At 69.6% G+C, this 17550-nt stretch carries 22 protein-coding genes; 5 read left to right on the top strand and 17 right to left on the bottom strand.

Features of this window, described 5'->3' with window-relative positions; all coding sequences use genetic code 11:
* Positions 1 to 111: 111 nt before the first annotated feature.
* On the bottom strand, positions 112 to 261 hold the full coding sequence (locus tag H4Q84_RS00195) for a hypothetical protein (protein WP_248581427.1): 150 nt from the start codon (positions 259 to 261) through the stop codon (positions 112 to 114).
* On the opposite strand from H4Q84_RS00195, the gene H4Q84_RS00190 reads away from it, so the two are divergent.
* On the top strand, positions 262 to 444 hold the full coding sequence (locus H4Q84_RS00190; RefSeq protein ID WP_248581426.1) for a hypothetical protein: 183 nt from the start codon (positions 262 to 264) through the stop codon (positions 442 to 444).
* Positions 445 to 453: 9 nt separating this feature from the next.
* On the opposite strand, the gene H4Q84_RS00185 is transcribed toward H4Q84_RS00190, so the two are convergent.
* Positions 454 to 2160 carry a BCCT family transporter gene (locus H4Q84_RS00185; protein ID WP_248581425.1) on the bottom strand — a complete coding sequence of 569 codons (1707 nt, stop codon included), beginning with the start codon at positions 2158 to 2160 and terminating at the stop codon, positions 454 to 456.
* Between the two features lie 98 nt (positions 2161 to 2258).
* Here H4Q84_RS00185 and H4Q84_RS00180 point away from each other — a divergent pair, with 98 nt between their 5' ends.
* The gene (locus tag H4Q84_RS00180) at positions 2259 to 2924 is read left to right on the top strand and encodes a class I SAM-dependent methyltransferase (RefSeq protein ID WP_248581424.1); all 666 of its coding nucleotides are present in this window, start codon (positions 2259 to 2261) and stop codon (positions 2922 to 2924) included.
* Here H4Q84_RS00180 and H4Q84_RS00175 read toward each other — a convergent pair.
* From H4Q84_RS00175 to H4Q84_RS00145, 7 genes are all read right to left on the bottom strand, one after another.
* The gene (locus H4Q84_RS00175; protein WP_248581423.1) at positions 2895 to 3989 is read right to left on the bottom strand and encodes a prenyltransferase; all 1095 of its coding nucleotides are present in this window, start codon (positions 3987 to 3989) and stop codon (positions 2895 to 2897) included. The genes H4Q84_RS00180 and H4Q84_RS00175 overlap by 30 nt on opposite strands.
* A 7-nt stretch (positions 3990 to 3996) precedes the next feature.
* The gene (locus tag H4Q84_RS00170; RefSeq protein WP_248581422.1) at positions 3997 to 4731 is read right to left on the bottom strand and encodes a methyltransferase domain-containing protein; all 735 of its coding nucleotides are present in this window, start codon (positions 4729 to 4731) and stop codon (positions 3997 to 3999) included.
* A gap of 9 nt (positions 4732 to 4740) precedes the next feature.
* The gene (locus H4Q84_RS00165; RefSeq protein ID WP_248581421.1) at positions 4741 to 5988 is read right to left on the bottom strand and encodes a glycosyltransferase family 4 protein; all 1248 of its coding nucleotides are present in this window, start codon (positions 5986 to 5988) and stop codon (positions 4741 to 4743) included.
* 133 nt (positions 5989 to 6121) lie between these two features.
* Complete coding sequence (locus H4Q84_RS00160; protein WP_248581420.1) at positions 6122 to 7099, bottom strand: NAD(P)/FAD-dependent oxidoreductase; 978 nt, start codon at positions 7097 to 7099, stop codon at positions 6122 to 6124.
* Positions 7100 to 7156: 57 nt separating this feature from the next.
* Positions 7157 to 7558, bottom strand: coding sequence for a hypothetical protein (locus H4Q84_RS00155; RefSeq protein ID WP_248581419.1), 402 nt, complete (start codon positions 7556 to 7558; stop codon positions 7157 to 7159).
* Positions 7558 to 8091: a hypothetical protein gene (locus tag H4Q84_RS00150; RefSeq protein WP_248581418.1), complete on the bottom strand. Its 534-nt coding sequence runs from the start codon at positions 8089 to 8091 to the stop codon at positions 7558 to 7560. The genes H4Q84_RS00155 and H4Q84_RS00150 overlap by 1 nt, the downstream gene beginning before the upstream one ends.
* A gap of 10 nt (positions 8092 to 8101) precedes the next feature.
* On the bottom strand, positions 8102 to 8413 hold the full coding sequence (locus H4Q84_RS00145; RefSeq protein ID WP_248581417.1) for a hypothetical protein: 312 nt from the start codon (positions 8411 to 8413) through the stop codon (positions 8102 to 8104).
* Between the two features lie 182 nt (positions 8414 to 8595).
* Here H4Q84_RS00145 and H4Q84_RS00140 point away from each other — a divergent pair, with 182 nt between their 5' ends.
* Positions 8596 to 9099 carry a DUF1707 domain-containing protein gene (locus H4Q84_RS00140; RefSeq protein ID WP_248581416.1) on the top strand — a complete coding sequence of 168 codons (504 nt, stop codon included), beginning with the start codon at positions 8596 to 8598 and terminating at the stop codon, positions 9097 to 9099.
* 127 nt (positions 9100 to 9226) lie between these two features.
* On the opposite strand, the gene H4Q84_RS00135 is transcribed toward H4Q84_RS00140, so the two are convergent.
* The 7 genes from H4Q84_RS00135 to H4Q84_RS00105 form a co-directional block, all read right to left on the bottom strand.
* Positions 9227 to 9598 carry an MmcQ/YjbR family DNA-binding protein gene (locus tag H4Q84_RS00135; RefSeq protein ID WP_248581415.1) on the bottom strand — a complete coding sequence of 124 codons (372 nt, stop codon included), beginning with the start codon at positions 9596 to 9598 and terminating at the stop codon, positions 9227 to 9229.
* A 5-nt stretch (positions 9599 to 9603) separates the two neighbouring features.
* Entirely contained in the window at positions 9604 to 10074 is a 471-nt protein-coding gene (locus H4Q84_RS00130) for a hypothetical protein (RefSeq protein WP_248581414.1), read from the bottom strand.
* Positions 10071 to 10628, bottom strand: coding sequence for a hemerythrin domain-containing protein (locus tag H4Q84_RS00125; protein WP_248581413.1), 558 nt, complete (start codon positions 10626 to 10628; stop codon positions 10071 to 10073). The genes H4Q84_RS00130 and H4Q84_RS00125 overlap by 4 nt, the downstream gene beginning before the upstream one ends.
* A 38-nt stretch (positions 10629 to 10666) precedes the next feature.
* Complete coding sequence (locus H4Q84_RS00120; RefSeq protein ID WP_248581412.1) at positions 10667 to 11341, bottom strand: Pr6Pr family membrane protein; 675 nt, start codon at positions 11339 to 11341, stop codon at positions 10667 to 10669.
* A 213-nt stretch (positions 11342 to 11554) separates the two neighbouring features.
* A complete protein-coding gene (locus H4Q84_RS00115) occupies positions 11555 to 12019 on the bottom strand; it encodes a VOC family protein (RefSeq protein WP_349238431.1) in 465 nt (154 codons plus the stop codon).
* A gap of 14 nt (positions 12020 to 12033) precedes the next feature.
* The gene (gene uvrB, locus H4Q84_RS00110) at positions 12034 to 14172 is read right to left on the bottom strand and encodes an excinuclease ABC subunit UvrB (RefSeq protein ID WP_248581410.1); all 2139 of its coding nucleotides are present in this window, start codon (positions 14170 to 14172) and stop codon (positions 12034 to 12036) included.
* Between the two features lie 99 nt (positions 14173 to 14271).
* A complete protein-coding gene (locus H4Q84_RS00105; protein WP_248581409.1) occupies positions 14272 to 14520 on the bottom strand; it encodes a hypothetical protein in 249 nt (82 codons plus the stop codon).
* A 131-nt stretch (positions 14521 to 14651) separates the two neighbouring features.
* On the opposite strand from H4Q84_RS00105, the gene H4Q84_RS00100 reads away from it, so the two are divergent.
* Positions 14652 to 15911: a phospholipase D-like domain-containing protein gene (locus tag H4Q84_RS00100; protein WP_248581408.1), complete on the top strand. Its 1260-nt coding sequence runs from the start codon at positions 14652 to 14654 to the stop codon at positions 15909 to 15911.
* Position 15912: 1 nt separating this feature from the next.
* Here the strand turns inward: H4Q84_RS00100 and H4Q84_RS00095 are convergent, their stop codons facing one another.
* The gene (locus tag H4Q84_RS00095) at positions 15913 to 16857 is read right to left on the bottom strand and encodes a DNA-3-methyladenine glycosylase 2 family protein (RefSeq protein ID WP_248581407.1); all 945 of its coding nucleotides are present in this window, start codon (positions 16855 to 16857) and stop codon (positions 15913 to 15915) included.
* Between the two features lie 151 nt (positions 16858 to 17008).
* Between H4Q84_RS00095 and H4Q84_RS00090 the strand changes: the two genes are divergently transcribed.
* The gene (locus H4Q84_RS00090; protein WP_248581406.1) at positions 17009 to 17527 is read left to right on the top strand and encodes a hypothetical protein; all 519 of its coding nucleotides are present in this window, start codon (positions 17009 to 17011) and stop codon (positions 17525 to 17527) included.
* Positions 17528 to 17550 lie beyond the last annotated feature (23 nt).

Genomic DNA, 17550 nt, shown 5'->3' with positions numbered 1-17550 from the left:
CCCATTGTGGCGGTGCGACCGGTACGACGACGACGCAGGTCAGCAGCCGCGGCTGCAGTAGTTGACGTCCCAGTGGTTGCCCTCGCCTGGGTAGACGTTGCCGGACGCGGCCTAGTAGCCGTTGGCGTGGCTGTAGGTGCCGGCCGCGTGGCCGACCTCGGCGCCGGCCCGGCGGAGTCCGTCGAACGACGTGCACGTGGAGTTGTCGCGGTCGGAGCAGCCACCCGACGACGTCCACGGCACTGCGACTTCGTCGGCCACGTGCGCGGTCTGTCCGAGGACGACCCGCAGCGCAAGGCCGCGGGCAGCTACTACAAGGACTACATTCTGTGGCTGACGTTCGGGCGCAACAAGATCTGGTCCAACGTGGCGATGGTGCTGTGCACGCTGGCCTTCGCGGCGCTGGCGATCAACGAGGTCCGCAGGGCGATCACCAGCGCCTGAGCCGACGCGTCAGGCCTCGGGATCCTTGGCGATCGGGATCACGAAGTCGTCACCGTGCTCGGTGACACCGACGACGACCGCGTCGTGCACGGCCTGTCGCGCGTAGCGGGCACGGATGATCAGCGGGTCGTCGGAGAGGTCCTTGACCAGCGAGACGCACAGCCCGACCATCACGAACACGAACGGCACCGCGGCCACGATGGTGATGTTCTTCAGGCCGTCGAGCGCCGTGTCACCACCGATCAGCAGCATCACCGCGGCGACGCCACCCATCGTGACGCCCCAGAAGATGACCGGGAGCTTGCTCGGCTCGATCGCGCCACGCTGCGACAGGGAACCCATCACGATCGCGGCCGCGTCGGCGCCGGAGACGAAGAAGATCCCCACCAGCGCCATGACGAGCACGCTGGAGGCCGTGGCGAGGGGGTACTGCTCGAGCAGGCCGAACAGTTGGGCCTCGACACCGCCGGAGCCGTAGATGTCGATCCCGTCCATCTGCAGTTTGATCGCGCTGCCACCGAAGACCGCGAACCAGACCAGGCTCACCATGCTCGGCACGAGCAACACGCCGGTGACGAACTGGCGGATGGTCCGGCCGCGCGAGATGCGCGCGATGAACATGCCGACGAACGGCGTCCACGAGATCCACCAGGCCCAGTAGAAGACCGTGTAGTAGCTCAGCCAGGTCGCGACGTCGCCGCCCTGGGCGTTGGTGCGGCCGGCCATCTCGGGCAGGTCCTTGACGTACTCCGCCATCGCGGACGGGATCAGGTCGAGGATGAACATCGTCGGTCCGGCGATGAACACGAACAGCGCCAGGCAGATGGCGAGCACCATGTTGATGTTCGAGAGCCACTGGATGCCGCGCGAGACGCCGGAGACGGCGGAGACGACGAACGCCGCGGTCAGGACGGCGATGATGCCGACGAGCACGCCGTTGCCGACCTTGCCGATGCCGGTGACGATCTCGAGGCCGCTGGCGATCTGTACGGCGCCCAGGCCGAGCGATGCCGCCGAGCCGAAGAGGGTCGCGAAGATGGCCAGGATGTCGATGACCTTGCCGGCCGGGCCGCGGGCATGCCGGCCCAGCAGCGGCTCGAACGCCGCGCTGATCAGGTGGGCGCGGCCCTTGCGGTAGACGCCGTACGCGATGGCGAGGCCGACGACGGCGTAGATCGCCCACGGGTGCAGGGTCCAGTGGAACAGCGTCTGGGCCATCGCGCGCTCGGCGACCTCGCTCTGCGAGAGGCCGGAGCTGCCGGGCACGGCAAGCTCGCCGGTGTCGGCGAAGAAGGTGAGCGGCTCGTTGACGCCGTAGAACATCAGGCCGATGCCCATGCCGGCGGAGAACATCATCGCCACCCAGGACGACGTCTTGAACTCCGGCTCCTCGCCGTCACGACCGAGCGGGATGTGGCCGTACTTGCCGAGGGCGAGCCAGATCGCGAAGACCACGAAGCCGGACGCGGTCAGCACGAAGAACCAGCCGAGGTACTCCATCGTGCCCGAGAGGGCGGTCGACGAGGAGCTGGCCAGGGTCTCGGTGCTCAGGAAGCCCCAGATGAGGAACGCGACCGCGATGGCCGCGGTGACACCGAAGACGACCTTGTCAAGCGTCTGCCGCGACTCGGAGGCCGGCTCGATGTCGACGTCGAGGGCGGGGTGGTCTGCGTTGTCATCGGGTGGTCGGGGGACGATCTCATTTTCAACAGTCATATGGCTACGACCATTTCAGGCTTGCCGGGAAACGGCAAACCGTGCGGTAGCTTCCGTGGCCCCGGTCACACCGCGCAACGCACCAGTAGCGTGCAGCCGTGCCCGAGCCACTCCCCCGCCTTCCCGACGACCTGGCAGTGCTGGTCCGCGCCACCAAGGGCTTCATGCCGGAGGAGGAAGGCCTGCTCCTGCACCGGGTCGCGCTCGACCGGCTGCCGCACGGGCCGGCGCTCGAGGTCGGCACCTACTGCGGCAAGTCCGCGCTGCTGCTGGGCGCCGCGGCCCAGGCCGTCGGCGGCACCGTCTTCACCGTCGACCACCACCGCGGCAGCGAGGAGAACCAGCCGGGCTGGGAGCACCACGACCCCGAAGTCGTCGACCCGGAGCTCGGGCTGATGGACACACTGCCGTTCTTCCGCAGGGCGATCGCCAGCGCCGGGCTGGAGGAACAGGTCGTCGCCGTCGTCGGCGCGTCCACCACGGTCAGCAGGCACTGGCGTACCCCGCTGAGCATGCTCTTCATCGACGGCGGGCACGCCGAGGTGCACGCCCAGAACGACTACGCCGGCTGGGCTCCGTGGCTGATGCCGGGCGGTCTGCTGGTGATCCACGACGTGTTCCCCGACCCCGCCGACGGTGGGCGGCCGCCGTACGACGTGTTCGTGCGGGCGCTCGACAGCGGCTGCCTCACCGAGGTCGACGCGCTCGGCTCGATGCGCGTCCTGGAACGGACGTCAGGAGACGCGGGCGACCCGGTCGGCTGACTCGCAACCGCACTCGAGGGCGAGCTCGGCGAACGGCGCCGGCAGTGTCGCGCCGCGCATGATGTCGGACCCAGGCGTGCCGTGACCGAGTGCGTCGGCGGCCAGGATCACCGCGGCCGCGGTGTACGTCGTGTGCTCGACCGGCCAGTTGACGTCGTCAGGGAAGACGTAGCCGGTCCAGTAGCTTCCGTCGCCCTCGCGCAGGTGCTGCATGTCGGCGAGCAGCTGGCGGGCGCGGTCGTGGTCGCCGGCGACGTCGAGAGCCAGCACCAGCTCGCAGGTCTCGGCGCCGGTCACCCACGGGTCGGTCGAGACGCAGCGGATGCCCAGGCCGGGCTCAACGAAGTCGTCCCACCGGCTGTCGAGACGCGCTCGCGCGGCCGCGCCGGTGACCGCGCCGCCGAGCACCGGGTAGTACCAGTCCATCGAGAACTGCCGCTTGTCGAGGAACAGGTCCTCGTGGGCCGAGAGCGCGTGGCCGAGCCGTCCACCGGCCAGCTCCCACTCGGGCTGCGGCTCGTCGAGCAGGTCGGCGAGCGCCACACCGGCACGCAGGGCCTGGTAGATGCTGGACGAGCCGGCGACGAGCGCCTCCTCGTTGACCGCGCCCGGGCGGCCGTCTCGCCACTCCTGCGACCAGGCGATGCCGCCGAACGGCAGCTGCATCGAGACCACCCAGTCGAGGGCCCGACGCACGGTCGGCCAATAGCGGCGTACGAAGTCGAGGTCGCCGCGCACCAGCCAGCCATGCCAGACCCCGACCGCGAGGTACGCCGACATGTTGGTCTCGCCAGACGCATCCTCGACCTCGCCGGCGACGACCTTCATCGGGAAGGAGCCGTCGTGGCGCTGCATGGTCGGCACCCACGCGAACGCCCGGTCGGACGCCGCGCCCTGGCCGCCGACGAGCAACGCCATTGCCGCCTCGACGTGGTTCCAGACATCGGTGTGCTGGCCGCTCGTCCACGGCACCGCGCCGCTGGGCTCCTGCATCCGGGCGATCGATGCTGCGGTCGCGGCGACGTCGGCCGCGCCGAGGACGCCCTCGACGCTGGGCACGGTCACGGGCAGGTCAGTCTGCATCGAGAGCCGTGGTCACCGGCTTGGTGAAGTACAGGACCATGCTCTTGCCGATCACCGGGTCGAGCACCTTGCCGGCCAGCTTCAGCACCCTGGGCTGCTTCATGATCTCCCACACCAGCAGGCGGTGATACGCCTTCGCGAGCGGGTGGTCGTCGTTGGTGACACCGACGGCGCACTTGATCCACCAGTACGGCGAGTGGAGTCCATGCGCGTATCCCGCGCCGTCGTACTCCATGCCGGCCTTGCTGACCTTGTCGATCAGCTCCTTGTCGGTGTAGATCCGGATGTGCCCGCCGGGGACGTTGTGGTAGTCGTCGGACAGCTTCCAGTTGATGATCTCGGGCAGCCAGCGCGGCACGCTGACGGCGAGGGTGCCTCCGGGCCGCAGCACGCGCACCATCTCGTGGATCGCCGCGATGTCGGCCGGGATGTGCTCGAGCACCTCGGCGGCGACGATTCGGTCGAACTCGCCGTCGGCGAACGGCAGCTGCAGCGCGTCGCCCTCCTTGACGTCGGCCTCGGCACCCGCAGGCACTTCGCCGGCGTCCTTCATGGCCCCGAAGAGGTCGCGCACCCCGGCCAGCTCGTCGGCGTCCTGGTCGAACGCGATCACGTCTGCGCCGCGGCGGTACATCTCGAAGGCGTGCCGACCGGCGCCACAGCCCATGTCGAGGACCCTCTCGCCGGGCCGCAGGCCCAGCCGTTCGAAGTCAACGGTCAGCACTGTGCGTCCTCATCTGGTGGTAGCTGTCTGGTGGAAGTCGGTGATCACTTCGTCGTACGCCGCGGCGGTCGCGGCAGCGACGGCATGCCAGGTGAACAGCTCCTGCACCCGACGGCGACCGGCCAGGCCGAGTCGCTCGCGGCGCTCCGGGTCGTCGAGCAGCTGCTCGAGCGCGACGAGGAGCTCACCCACGTCGCCGGGGGTGACGAGCTCGGCGCACTCGCCCTCGGGGCCGACGACCTCGGGGATCGCGCCGGCCCGCGAGACCACGAGCGGCGTGGCACACGCCATCAGCTCGGCGGTCGGCAGCGAGAAGCCTTCGTAGAGCGAGGGCACGCACGCCACCTCGGCCGAGCCCATGATCTCCACCAGCTCCGCGTCGGAGACTCCGTGCACGAACCGCACGGAGTCGGCGATGCCGAGAGTGTCGATGAGCTGCTCGGTCCGGCCGCCCGGCTCGGGGCGCGTCACGAGCACCAGCTCGACGTCGCGCTCGGTGCGGAGCTTGGCGAAGGCCTCCAGCAGCGTGGAGATGCCCTTCATCGGGGCGTCAGCGCTGGCCATCGCCAGGATGCGGCCGGGCACGCGCGGCGTGGTCGGCGGCACGAAGACGTCGTCGACGCCGAGCAGGATCACCTGCATCCGTGCGGGGTCGACGCCGAAGTCACGGGCGATGTCGCGGCGCGACGACTCCGAGGGCGTGAGGATCCTGCGGGCAGCCCTGGCGACCTTCCCCTGCATGCGCAGGAACCCGTACCAGCGACGCAGCGACAGCTGCTTGCGCCGGGTGGGCGCGGCCGCGAGGTCGATGCGGCGGTCGAAGGTGATCGGGTGGTGCACCGTCGTGACGAGCGGGAGCCCCATCTTCTCGATGTCGAGCATGCCGTAGCCGAGGACCTGGTTGTCGTGCACGACGTCGAAGTCGTCGACGCGGGCCCTCAGCAGCCGGGCGACGCGCGTCGAGAAGGTCTTCGGCTCCGGGAAGCCGGCGGTGCACATCGTGAGGAACTCCTCCACGTCCACCCGGTCGCGGAACTCGCGCAGCTTCGGCACCCGGAAGGGATCCGGCTCTCGGTAGAGGTCGAGCGAAGGCACCTTGGTCAGCCTCACGCCGCCGTCGAGCTCGGGGTACGGCTGGCCGGAGAACACCTCGACCTCGTGCCCCAACGCCACCAGCTCACGGCTGAGATGCCGCACGTAGACACCCTGGCCGCCGCAGTGCGGCTTGCTCCGGTAGGACAGGAGTGCGACACGCAAGGAGGACTCTCTTTCACCGGGCACGGACTGCGCCGCCATGTTACCGGCCGGTTGGGCGGGGCGGTCACCTGCGCCGAGGTTCGGCACCGGTCTCGATACACCCGCTCGTCCCTCGCGGGCACTAAACCACCGATCAGGCCTCGCTGGAGTGCCCCGGGAAGACGTGCGCGGAGGGGTCGATGGCCACGGCGGCGTTGTTGACGGCGGTGGCCGCCTCTCCGAAGCCGACGGCGATGAGTCGGACCTTGCCGGGATACTCCGTGACGTCACCGGCCGCGAAGATCCTCGGCAGGCTGGCGCGCATCGACGAGTCGACGACGACGTGCCGCTTCTCGACCTCGAGGCCCCACTGCTGGAGCGCGCCGAGGTCGGCGATGAAGCCCAGCGCCGCGACCACCGCCTGGCACGGGCGCAGCACCGGCTCGGCGCCGTCGACGCTGATCTCCACCTCGCTCACACGGCCGTCGCCGACCAGCCGGGTGACCTGGGCGTTGGTGATGATCTCGACACTCGACGCACGCACCTCTGTGACAGTCCGCGCGTGCGCGCGGAACGCCTCACGACGGTGCACCAGCGTGACCGAGCGGGCCAACGGCTCGAGGTGCTGCGCCCAGTCGAACGCGCTGTCACCGCCACCCACGATGACGACGTCCTTGTCGGCGTACGGGGCAAAGCTGGGCACGAAGAACTCCATCCCGCGTCCCAGCCACCCCTCGCCGGCGGGCAGCGGTCGCGGACTGAACTTGCCGATGCCGGCGGTGATCAACAGAGCCCGGGCGGTGATCCGGGTGTCGTCGTCGAGCCCGACCACCACGCCCTCGTCGACCTGCTCGAGCGTGCTCGCCGAGCGGTCGAGGAAATACGTCGGCTTTGCCGTCGCGGCCTGCGACACCAGACCTTCGACGAGGTCGCGCCCCTTGATGGTCGGGAAGCCGGCGACATCGAGGATCTGCTTCTCCGGGTACATCGCAGTGATCTGGCCACCGAGCTCCGGCAGCGAGTCGACGACCGCCACGCGCAACCCGCGGAAGCCCGCGTAGTAGGCGGCGTACAGGCCGGTCGGACCCGCTCCGACGATCAGCAGGTCGGTGTCGTGCTCGGTGACAGTCACGGCCGCGATCCTTGCGTGCGAGTGGGCGAGTCTCAAGAGGCGCGCCGAAATGTCCCGTCAGACGGCCCGGTCGCCGGTCAGCTTCCAGGTGCCCCCGGCACGCGCCATCGTGACCACGACCCGCTTGAGCGACGCCTTCCCCGCACGGGCTGGTGTCGTGTCGACGAAGAGCAGCACGGTCGCATCGCTGGAGGTGACGCTGATGATGCCGGCGCCCACGACCTCGGTGGTGTCGTCGGCGAACTGCGCCTCGGCCGCCGTCAAGGCCGCCTCCTTGAGCGCCTCGCTCTCGACCCGCGCGCCGGCGACCGCGGGCGTGGTGCCGTCGACGACACCCGAGGGGCCGGCCGGGCCCACGCCGTACAACATCCGCACGAGCACCACAGTGGCGAGCACGACCAGGACGGCCAGCACCACGGTCAGCAGCCAGCCGCGGCGTACGGCACCGGTGGTGGCCATCACTCGACCGTCTCGACGTCAGCGGTCAGCCAGCGACCTTCGACCAGGACCATCTCGAGCCGGAACCGGTAGAAGCGCGACTGGCTGGTGCCGTTGGTGGAGACATTGCGGGACTTGCTGTTGGCGGCCACGAGCACGGTGGCCGACTCGGCGTCGAGGTCGGATATGCCGAGCGCGTTGACGGTGCCGGTCGAGATCGAGCGTTGCTTGACCGCGCGCTCGATCAGGGCGTCGCGCCGGGACTCGTAGTTGCGGGCGAACTTGCCGGCGGCGCCGGCCAGCACCCGGTCGACGAGTGCGTCCATGTTGCGGTGGTCGACGGTGAGCAGCGCCAGCGTCTCAGCCCGGGCGGCCAGCGCGACGTCGCGGTGCTGTCGGGTGAGGTCCCCGGGCGCCTCGTCCGCGCCGACCCAGGCCGCGCGCCGGAGGTCGTCGCCACCCGCGTCGGCACGCAGGGTGCCGACCACCAGCGCGGCGACCAGCGCCACGAGCACCGCAGTCAGCACGAGGTTGGAGGCGCGGAGGGTCACCACGCCGCGGACGCTACCGGAGTTCGGGCGGCGCGTGGGCCACAGCCGCGTCTCTTGCTCCATGGCCTGCTGCGCGCCGCCCCTGGACGGGATCAGGCGGCACCCGTCGGCCGTGCTCTTCATGGGCCAGCTGGCCGCCGTCCTGGTCTACCCCTTCCTCGACGACAACGCCGTCGGTCGCGCGATCCTCGTCGTGCTCGGGATGGGGCTGGTGATGATCGTGATCTGGGCGGTCCGGCTCACGCCCGTGCTGCGATGGGTCGAGGTCCTGCTGGGTGGTCCGGCGATGGTGCTCACCGGCGCTTGGGGCGTTGTCGTCCACCACCGACTGGATCGTGCTGACCTCGGCGCTGTGGCCCGCGCCGTTCTACTTCTACGTCTCCTACGCGATAATCCAGCACCTCTTCCACCACGACCGGGTCACCCCGACGAGCTGTACGCGACCGCCGCCGCATTCACCGTCGCCCGGCGTCCGGCCACGACCGGCAGGGCTCCTAGACTGCCCGGATGGCCACGACCGATCCCTGGGCAGCGTTCGAGCACGACCCCCGTCGCGCCGAGAACTCCGCCCTGCGCGCCTCCGACCTGGACCGGGACGTGGTCCACCGCGTGCTCGGTGAGGCGTACGCCGAGGGTCGGCTCGACCGTGACGAGTTCGACCAGCGCAGCGACTCGGTGACGAAGGCCCGCACCCTCGCCGAGCTGCCGGAGATCATGTCCGACCTGGTGCCCTCGCGGGCCGTCGTACCGGCTGCGGACCGGCACGAGGCCGCGGTCGCGGAGTACCGCTCCGAGCGACGCAACGCGCTGTGGGGTTTCCTCTCCGCATCCACCATCTGCTGGGTGATCTGGTTCGCGACGGGGATGTCGTTCCCGTGGCCGCTCTTCGTGATGCTCGGCACCGGGCTCAACCTCGGCCGGATCGCCTTCGAGCGCGAGTCGCGGATCGCCGAGGAGGAGCGCCGCATCGAGAAGCGCGAGCGCAAGGAGATCGGGCAGCCCGAGGAGTGACCTGTTCGTTGGTCGAGTGCCTGCGAGGAACGAGCGGGCGTATCGAGACCATCGCGAGCCGAACAAGGTAATCGCCGGGGTCTCGTAGCGGGTCTCGATACGCTCGCTCGCACTCGACCAACGACATCTATCCCCGCTCGTCCCAGCCCTCGGGCCGGAGCTTCTTGGGCAGCTTCCCGACCACCAGTCGGTAGGACTCCTCGACCGCCTCGATGATCTCGTCGTCGGGGATCGCGCCGTTCCAGGTCAGGTCGTTCCACCCCGACCGGCCGATGTAGGCCATCACCCCGGCGTCGTCGGGATAGCGCTGCAGCCACTCGTCGGCGATCTCGCGCGTGACCCCGGCCTTGACCCCGACACCGGTCGCGCCCAGGAACGCGAAGATCTTCCCGCGCTCCCCCGGGCCGACCTTGAAGACGGGGTACTCGTGGTCCCACGGGTTGTCGGGCCAGGCCCCAGGCATCTCGGCGCAGTGCGCGACCATCGTCTCGACGTCCACGCGATCTACCCTGCCGCACCTTGCGGACCGCTGTCGTCGGGCACGGCTTCGTGGTGCGATGCCCCGTGGGTACGACGGTCCTCCTTCATCTCGGCCTCGAAGAGGTGGCGGCGGCCGCCGACGAGGGCGTCTCGGGCCTGCTGCTCCAGCGCACGGAACCTCGACCAGTAGTCGTCGTCGTAGTCCTCGACGATCTGGAAGCTCCAGCGGCCGTGCAGCACGTTGCGGCCGACCAGCTCACGCTCGATCTGGTCGGCCAGGTCTGCGTGGCCGGCCTCGCGGAGCGCGTCGACGGCCTCACCCAGGGTCAGGTCGGCCGTGCCGCACCGTCGGTGGAACGCGTACAGGTAGCCGCGGGCCTCCTCGACCACTTCGAGGGCCTCGGAGAGCTTGCCCAGCGCTGAGACGGTCGAGTCGGAGACATCGTCGGGACGCCGGTGCTCCGACGTCGGCCGCTCGGTCTCCCCGCCGCTCACTCCTCCTCGTCGTCGTCGTCGAGCAGGCCCTCGTGACGGGCCGAGGCGACGATCCTGCGCACGTTGGCGAGGGTGCCGCAGTTGTCGTCGACCTGCGCGTTGCGGACGGTGGCGAAGGCGGCACCCAGCTCGTCGCGGACCTGCTGCGACACCTCGTCACGGGCCGGGTTGAGGATGGTGAGCTCCTCCTCGGTCAGGTGGTGGTTGACCGCCTTGGCGAGCTCCTCCACGGCGTCGTCGAAGGCCTGCGTGTCGGTGCCCTTGAGCTCGAGCACCGCCAGCAGCGCCTCGTTGCCCTCGGCGTGCTCCTCCGCGCCGTGCTCGGCCTCGTGCTCGGTGATGGCGTCCTTGCGGCGCAGCTTCGGGTAGACCTTCTGCTCCTCAGCGGTCGCGTGCGCGACGTGGAGGGTGGCGAACGCGTGGCGTACGGCGTCCCGGTCGGAGCTGCTGTCACGCAGGTCGCGCAGCAGCGACTCGAAGCGCCGGTGATCCTCGAGAATCAGCTCAACCACGTCGCCGGAGACCGGCCTGCCCAGATCGATGGGAGTACTCATCTCTCCACCCTAGGACCCGCCGGTCGGCAGCCCTACGCTCACAGGGGTGAAGAACGTGGCACAGGCTGGCGCTGCGCGAGTCGCCGATCGACCGCCAGCACTCCCGCGGCCACGGCACCGAACAGCAGCGCGATCCCGATGACGTTGAAGGTGGTGCGGCCGGCACCCAGGTCACTGGCGTCGATGAACGGGTACGGGTACCAGCCGGTGATCGCGCCGCGGATCAGCGTGAACACCGCCCAGGCGGCCGGCCAGATGAGCGCCTGCGCGACCCGCCGCCACAGACCCAGACCGTGCGGTCCGACGGCGAGCCAGGCGACCACCGCCACGAGCGGCACCGCCACGTGCAGCAGCTTGTCGGCCAGCCACGGGCCGCCGGACAGGTCGAGCAGGGGACGCAGCGCGACCCAGTGCACGACGCCGGTGACGATGATCCCGGTGAGCGTCGACAGCCGGACCGCCTGCCACATCGGCCGGGCGATGTGAGAGCCGCGCGCCACGGCTGCCGACACGAGGAACACCAGCACGTTGGCCTGGATGGTGAAGTAGGAGAAGAAGCGGGCCAGCCGCACGTCGAGGTCGGGACGGGTGTCCTGCTCGATCAGGATCCCGGCGTCCTGGACGACCAGCACGAACTGCAGCACGAGCGCGGCGAGGGTCAGTACGGCGAGTGCGGCGTGGGCACGTCTTGTCAGGTCCGAACGCGGCGGCATGAGCGCAGCCTAGAGCGGAAGTCGCGCGACAGCGCGGCACCTGAGTGTCACCTGCTGGCCCCGTCGTACCGAACTGGTCCTGATCGTGGCACGCGCGACTCGGCCGATCCGGAGCGCCAGTTCATCCCCTGGGGCCACCGCGGAGGTTCACGGTTGGCACTCATGCCTGGAAGGGGTGCGCGAGCGACCTCACGAGCCGCAGGCACCTGCTGGTCAGTCGAGACAGAACTCGTTGCCCTCGGGGTCGGCCATCACGATGAACCCGTGGCTCATCGGCGGCGCGGGCTCGTGGCGCCGGATCCGGGCAGCACCCAGCGCGACGAGTCGGTCGCACTCGGTTTCCAGGGCGGACATCCGCTCGTCGCCCTGGAGGCCGGGGGCGGCCCGGACGTCGAGGTGGACGCGGTTCTTCCCGGCCTTGGCCTCGGGCACCTGCTGGAAGAAGACTCGCGGCCCCGCCTCGGCCGGATGGTGGATCGCACTGGCCGAGTTGCGCTGGGCGGGCGGCACCCCGAGCGACTCCAGCGCCTCCTCCCACGTCTCGAACCCGGCCGGCGGGTCGTCGTTGACGTAACCCAGGGCGTGCGCCCAGAAGATCGACAGCGACTTGGGGTCCGCAGCGTCGAAGGTCACCTGCACCACTCGCGTGAGCGCTGTCGGCTGCCGGACCCAGGTCATCTCGTCGCTTCCACTCACTTGGTCGCCTCCATCATCTGCCGCAACTCCTTCTTCAGGTCGGATATCTCGTCACGCAACCGGGCTGCGACCTCGAACTGGAGCTCGCCGGCGGCGTTCTTCATCTGATCGGTGAGTGCCTGGATGAGCTCAGCGAGGTCGCTGGTCGGGATGCCGGCGGTGTCGGGCAGGTCGTTGTGCAGCCTCGACAAGGAGGGGGTGGGGCTCTTCTTGGGCTGGACCCCACCTGCACGTCCTTTCTGGCCGGCGTCGGCCCAGGTCTGGAGCAGCGCCTGGGTGTTCTCGTCCTCGCGGGCGAGCATCTCGGTGATGTCGGCGATCTTCTTGCGCAGCGGCTGCGGGTCGACGCCCTTCTCGAGGTTGTAGGCCACCTGCTTGGCGCGACGCCGGTTGGTCTCGTCGATCGCCTTCTCCATGGAGGGCGTGATCTTGTCGGCGTACATGTGCACCTGACCCGACACGTTGCGGGCCGCGCGACCGATCGTCTGGATCAGCGACTTGTCGGAGCGCAGGAAGCCTTCCTTGTCGGCGTCGAGGATCGACACCAGCGACACCTCGGGCAGGTCGAGGCCCTCTCGCAAGAGGTTGATGCCGACCAGGACGTCGTACTCGCCCATGCGCAGCTCGCGCAGCAGCTCGATGCGTCGCAGCGTGTCGACCTCGGAGTGCAGGTAGCGGGTGCGGATGCCGGCGTCTAGGAGGTAGTCGGTGAGGTCCTCGGACATCTTCTTGGTCAGCGTGGTGACCAGGACTCGCTCGTTCTTGTCGGCACGGGTGCGGATCTCGTGGATGAGGTCGTCGATCTGGCCCTTGGTCGGCTTGATCACCACCTCGGGGTCGATCAGGCCGGTCGGCCGGATGATCTGCTCGACCACGTCAGGCTCACCGCCGTCGGCACTGACCTTGTCGAGCTCGTAGTTGCCCGGGGTCGCGGAGAGGTAGATCGTCTGCCCGATGCGGTCGAGGAACTCCTCGAACTTCAGGGGCCGGTTGTCCATCGCGCTCGGCAGCCGGAAACCGTGGTCGACGAGGTTGCGCTTGCGCGACATGTCGCCTTCGTACATGCCGCCGATCTGCGGCACGGCCACGTGCGACTCGTCGACCACGAGCAGGAAGTCCTCGGGGAAGTAGTCGAGCAGGCAGTTGGGCGCCGAGCCGCGACGGCGACCGTCGATGTGCATGGAGTAGTTCTCGATGCCGGAGCACGAGCCGACCTGACGCATCATCTCGACGTCGTAGGTCGTGCGCATGCGCAGCCGCTGGGCCTCCAGCAGCTTGCCCTGCCGCTCGAAGGTCGCGAGCTGGTCGGCGAGCTCGAGCTCGATGCCGGTGATCGCGCGCTCCATGCGCTCGGGACCGGCGACGTAGTGGGTGGCCGGGAAGATGTGCAGCTCGGTGTCGTCGGTGATGACCTCACCGGTGATCGGGTGCAGTGTCATCAGCCGCTCGATCTCGTCGCCGAAGAACTCGATGCGGATCGCGAGCTCCTCGTAGACCGGGAAGATCTCCAGGGTGTCGCCGCGCACCCGGAACGTGCCGCGGGTGAACGCCATGTCGTTGCGGGTGTACTGGATCTCGACCAGCCGCCGCAGCATCGAGTCGCGGTCGTGCTCCTGGCCGACCTTGAGCCGGATCATCCGGTCGAGGTACTCCTGTGGGGTGCCGAGGCCGTAGATGCAGGACACGGTCGAGACCACGATGACGTCGCGCCGGGTGAGCAGCGAGTTGGTCGTCGAGTGCCGCAGCCGCTCGACCTCCTCGTTGATCGAGGAGTCCTTCTCGATGTAGGTGTCGGTCTGCGGGACGTAGGCCTCGGGCTGGTAGTAGTCGTAGTAGGAGACGAAGTATTCGATCGCGTTGTCGGGGAACAGCTGGCGCAGCTCGTTGGCGAACTGCGCGGCCAGCGTCTTGTTGGGCTGCATCACCAGCAGCGGACGCTGCACCTGCTCGGCCACCCACGCCACTGTCGCGGTCTTGCCGGTGCCGGTGGCACCCAGCAGGACGATGTCCTGCACGCCGCCGTTGACGCGCTCGGTGATCTCCGTGATCGCGGCTGGTTGGTCGCCCGACGGCTGGTAGTCGGAGACGACCTTGAACGGCGCCACACGGCGCTCGAGATCGGTGACTGGTCGCATGCCTGCGAGCCTAGACGGGGCCACCGACAACGGGCTCGGCTCGGCTGGGCACGACCAGTCCGCCCGCACACTCGATCGAGGTCGTTCGCGTCGTAGGGGTCAGTAGCCGTGCCGGGTGAGCACCACGCGCCCGTCGACGAGGACCGTGTAGTCGTGTGGGCGCAACCCTCCGACCCACCGGGGGCGGCGTGCGCGGATGGTCACAGGCGTGCCGCGCATCAACCCCGTCTGTTCGCGCTCAAGGTCGAACGCCGACCGGTTGGCCGCCCAGAAGCCGGTGAGCTGCGACTCCTCGCCCTCTACCTCGATCGAGTCGACCCCCGTCCACCAACTGCGCCGGTAGGTCACCGCCGAACCACCCACTTGAAATGTCAGTCGCACCCGCCCGCCTCCCTTACTCGTCCCGCGGCGGGAGAATATTCACAACCGCACCCGCTCCCCCAGTCTGACCCACCGGCAGGCTCGCTAGATTGGCCGACGTGAGCAGACCGCCGACCTCGACCGAGCGCCTGCTGACGATCCTGCGGCGGACGCTCCTCACGTTCCTCGGCGTCCAGCTCGCGCTCGCGATCGGGATGTCGCTTGTCGACTCCTACCGTCGCCGCGGCAAGAAGCCGAAGCCCTTCCCGACCACCGCGCCCACAACGGTCGCGATCGGCGACGGCGCGGTGACGACGTACACCTATGGCCAGGACCTGTACGACGACATGCTGGCCGCGATCGACGGCGCCAGGAAGCAGATCCTGTTCGAGACCTACATCTGGAAGGGCGACGAGATCGGCGAGGCGTTCAAGAAGGCGCTGGCGTCGGCGGCCGCCCGCGGGGTCGAGGTCTACTGCATCTACGACGCGTTCGCGAACCTCGTGGTGTCGCCGCGCTTCAAGCACTTCCCGTCGTCGATCAAGGTGCTGCGCTACCCCGTGTACGCCGCCGGGCTGAGGTTCTGGGAGCTCCGCCGCTACGGCCGCGCCCACCGCAAGATCCTCGTCGTCGACGAGGAGGTCGGGTTCGTGGGCGGCTACAACATCGGGTCGCCGTACGCCACCGAGTGGCGAGACACGCACGTGCGCATCACCGGGCAGGGCGTCTGGGATCTCAAGCGGGCCTTCGCGGACATGTGGAACCTCAACCGGCGCCGCCTCATCGGCCACTCCTCGCGCCCGCTGCTGCTCGAGACGGCGTCGCAGTGGGAACCCCGCATCCGCTTCGCGCGCAACGTGCCGCGGTTGTGGATGTTCCCGATCCGGTCGATGTACCTCGAGGCGATCAACCGCGCCACCGGCAACATCTGGATGACACACGCCTACTTCCTGCCCGACCAGGACTTCGTCGACGCGATCAAGGACGCCGCGCGCCGCAGGGTCGACGTGCGCCTGCTGCTGCCGCTCAAGTCCAACCACATCGTGGCCGACTGGATCTCGCGCGGCTACTTCTCACAGCTGCTGGAGGCCGGTGTGCGCATCTTCCGCTTCCGCGATGCCATGGTGCACGCAAAGACCTCGACCATCGACGGCAGCTGGTCGACGGTCGGCACCGCCAACATCGACCGACTGAGCCTCCAGGGCAACTACGAGATCAACGTCGAGATCATCGACCCCGGGATGGCCGCGACCCTGGAGAAGATCTTCCTGACCGACCAGGGCAACTGCCTCGAGCTCACCATCGGTGAGTGGGAGGCACGCGACCTGCACCGCAAGTTCACCGAGAGCGTGCTGGCGCCGCTGCGTCCCCTGCTCTGAGCTAACGGCGACCCGGGGTCCGACCAGGCAGGTGGGTCCGCGGCGCCATCCGCGGGCCCCGGCGAGGTCGGCCCAGTCGCGCCATACCGAGCAGCGCCGGAACCCGGCCCCGGTGCGGCCGCCAGGGCTCGAGGAACTCCTCGAGCTGCGCGTCGTCGAACGCCTCCCCCGTCAGCGCGTGCCCGACGTCCTTCGCCACGTGGTAGTCGCCGAAGCTGACGGCGTCGGCATCGCCACAGGCGTGCGTGCGCACCTCGGCGCTGGTCCACACGCCAACGCCGGGCAGCGATCGCAGCCGGGTGTCGACCTCCTCGGGGTCGAGGTCGACGAGCCGCTCGAGCGAGCCGGCGAGCCGGGCCGCGTGCACGATCGGCTTCGACCGGGCCGGGTCGATGTGCACCTTCAACCACTCCCAGCTCGGGATGCCGCGCAGCACCTCGGGAGTGGGCTGCACGCGCAGGCGCAACTCGGCCACGGGCCCGGGCGCGGGCTTGCCGAAGCGCTGCACCAACATGCGGAATCCCGAGTAGGCCTCCTGTCCGGTCACCTTCTGCTCGATGATCGACGGCACCAGCGCCTCCATCACCAGCCCACTGCGCCCCAGCCGCCAGTGCGGGTGTCGCCGCCACGCCTCGACAACCACCGGGTGTTGCGGTTCGAAGCCGGTCACGTCGTCGGCGGCGCCCAGCAGGTCCGGTACGGCGTCGAGCACCCACGCCGCGCCGGGGCCCCACGCCTCGGCGTACACGTCTGCGCAGGAGGGCCTCACCTCGATGCACAGCGTCGCCGGACCCTCCGGCGTGCCGATGCCGCGCCAGTGCCGACCCGCCGCGTCGATGCGGTACGTCGGGTCGCCGCTGCCGCGTCGCTGCTGCAGCAGGATCGCGCCCGCCGGGCACGGCCACTGCGGGCGCCAGGTGCGCTGCGCTGTGGCGGAGGGGGTCACGAAAGCACAGTATTCGCAGGCTCGTCACAGGGTCCTGACAGGTCAACGGCGCAGGTTGGCAGGACAGTTCACCGAAACGAGGAGCACTCATGGACAAGACCACGATCGCGCGCACCGCCCTGGCCGGCGGAGTGGCCGGGCTAGGCGGGCGGTGGGGGGCATCACGATCGCGCTGGCCGACGACGGCGGCACCGGTACGTCGACGTACACCGCGGATGTCGAAGGCCCTCCGGGCCTGCACGGGCCGTTCGGCGGACCCGATGGCGACGCGGCCGCGAAGCTCGCCGAGAAGCTGGGCGTGAGCGAGCAGAAGGTCACCGACGCGTTCGCGGCGATCCGCGAGGACTACGGGCCAAAGATCGCCGACCGCGCCAAGGGCGAGCGCCCTGCGCCTCCGACCGAGGCTGAGCGAGAGGCGCTGCAGACCAAGATGGCTGCGGCGCTGGCGAAGGAGCTCGGGGTCGACGCCTCAGCCGTGGAGGACGCCCTGACCGAGCTCCGCGCCGACGTCGAGGCCGACGTACGCACGTCGCTCTCCGACCGCCTCGACGATGCCGTCGACGCCGGTGACCTGACCGCGGCCGACAAGGCGTCGGTGCTCAAGGCGTTCGACTCCGGTGTGCTCGGGCTCGGCCCCGCCGGGTTCGGGCACGGCGGTCCCGGCCGCTGACCCGGAGGGGGCGTGACGGCGGT

It is taken from the genome of Nocardioides sp. InS609-2, assembly GCF_023208195.1.
Lineage (GTDB): Bacteria > Actinomycetota > Actinomycetes > Propionibacteriales > Nocardioidaceae > Nocardioides.
This window is presented reverse-complemented; position numbering and strand designations above follow the sequence as displayed.